Below are 1,213 nucleotides of genomic sequence, written 5' to 3'. Positions count from 1 at the left end.
GAAGTGAGTGTGACGCAAGACACACTGTATAATACTCAAGACATCTTGGGGTTGTATGGTTAAGTGAATAAGCGTACACGGTGGATGCCTTGGCAGTCAGAGGCGATGAAGGACGTGTTAATCTGCGAAAAGCTTAGGTAAGGTGATAAAAACCGTTATAGCCTAAGATATCCGAATGGGGAAACCCAGTGCATTTATGCACTATCGTTACATGAATACATAGTGTAACGAGGCGAACCGGGAGAACTGAAACATCTAAGTACCCCGAGGAAAAGAAATCAACCGAGATTCCGTCAGTAGCGGCGAGCGAACGCGGACTAGCCCTTAAGCTAGCTAGGTGTTAGTGGAATACGTTGGAAAGCGTAGCGATACAGGGTGATAGCCCCGTACACGACAATACCTTTTTAGTGAAAACGAGTAAGACGGGACACGTGATATCCTGTTTGAACATGGGGGGACCATCCTCCAAGGCTAAATACTCCTGACTGACCGATAGTGAACCAGTACCGTGAGGGAAAGGCGAAAAGAACCCCTGTAAGGGGAGTGAAATAGAACCTGAAACCGTGTACGTACAAGCAGTGGGAGCCCACTTGTTGGGTGACTGCGTACCTTTTGTATAATGGGTCAGCGACTTACATTTTGTAGCGAGGTTAACCGAATAGGGGAGCCGTAGGGAAACCGAGTCTTAACTGGGCGAATAGTTGCAGGGTGTAGACCCGAAACCGGGCGATCTATCCATGAGCAGGTTGAAGGTTGAGTAACATCAACTGGAGGACCGAACCCACTAATGTTGAAAAATTAGGGGATGACTTGTGGATCGGAGTGAAAGGCTAATCAAGCTCGGAGATATCTGGTTCTCCTCGAAAGCTATTTAGGTAGCGCCTCGAGCGAATACCATTGGGGGTAGAGCACTGTTTGGGCTAGGGGGTCATCCCGACTTACCAACCCCATGCAAACTCCGAATACCAATGAGTACTACTCGGGAGACACACGGCGGGTGCTAACGTCCGTCGTGGAAAGGGAAACAACCCAGACCGCCAGCTAAGGTCCCAAAGTAATGATTAAGTGGAAAACGATGTGGGAAGGCATAGACAGCTAGGAGGTTGGCTTAGAAGCAGCCATCCTTTAAAGAAAGCGTAATAGCTCACTAGTCGAGTCGGCCTGCGCGGAAGATGTAACGGGGCTAAATCATTCACCGAAGCTGCGGACTTGT

At 49.0% G+C, this 1,213-nt stretch carries 1 rRNA gene; it reads left to right on the top strand.

The features are described 5' to 3' along the window. Positions 1-57: 57 nt before the first annotated feature. Positions 58-1,213, top strand: a 23S ribosomal RNA gene (locus ACRCA4_RS14940); the annotation flags it as partial.

The sequence above is a fragment of the Rheinheimera sp. WS51 genome (genome assembly GCF_050936095.1).
Lineage (GTDB): Bacteria > Pseudomonadota > Gammaproteobacteria > Enterobacterales > Alteromonadaceae > Alishewanella.
Note: the sequence above shows the minus strand (reverse complement) of the source record. Positions and strands in the feature narration are given on the sequence as shown.